The sequence below is a fragment of the Burkholderia sp. A2 genome (assembly GCF_001729305.1).
Lineage (GTDB): Bacteria > Pseudomonadota > Gammaproteobacteria > Burkholderiales > Burkholderiaceae > Burkholderia > Burkholderia sola.
Window position 1 is genome coordinate 1 of record NZ_LZXX01000065.1, and the last position, 740, is coordinate 740.

The window sequence follows — 740 nt, forward strand, 5'->3', positions numbered from 1 at the left end:
CGCGGTGGCGATCGTCGCGCGGCTCGTGCAGACCGAGATCGAAACGTCCCGGCTGCAGGCGCGCTACCTGTCCGAGCTCACCCGCGACGTCGGCTACACGGTCGAAGCGGGGCCGAGCGATCACATCCGCTTCCCCGGGAACGGTCCGTACGACCAGCGCTTCGGCTACGCGATGATCCCCGCGTTCCAGCAGCGGCTGCTCGCGCGCGGCTTCGTCGTCAGCGAACAGGCGCGCGATTCGCAGCGGATGCTGTCGCTCGGCGAGCGCGGGTTGTTTCTCCCATACGAAGAGAAAGACCAGACGGGCCTGATGCTGTTCGATTCGACCGGCTCGCCGCTGTTCGCGACCGTGTTCCCGCAGCGCGTCTATGCCGACTTCGACACGGTGCCGCGCGTGATCACCGATTCGCTGCTGTTCATCGAGGATCGCTATCTGCTCGATGCGAACGAACCGAACCGCAACCCGGCGATCGACTGGGGGCGCTTCAGCCGCGCGCTGGCCGACCAGGCGCTGCACGTGGTCAATCGCCATCAGGCACGCCCGGGCGGCAGCACGCTCGCGACGCAGATCGAAAAATTCCGCCATTCGCCCGAGGGCCGCACCGCGACGCCGCCCGAGAAGTTGCGGCAGATCGCGTCCGCGTCGGTGCGCGCGTACCTGAACGGCCCGCAGACGATGCTCGCGCGCCGCACGATCATCGTGCGCTACCTGAACTCGGTGCCGCTCGCCGCGCGGCCGC

The 740-nt window shown here is 68.5% G+C and carries 1 protein-coding gene; it reads left to right on the forward strand.

Annotated elements, in window-relative coordinates; genetic code table 11:
* Window positions 1–740 (forward strand): transglycosylase domain-containing protein (locus A9Z05_RS05455; RefSeq protein ID WP_176730148.1); only part of this gene is annotated, 740 nt, incomplete at both ends.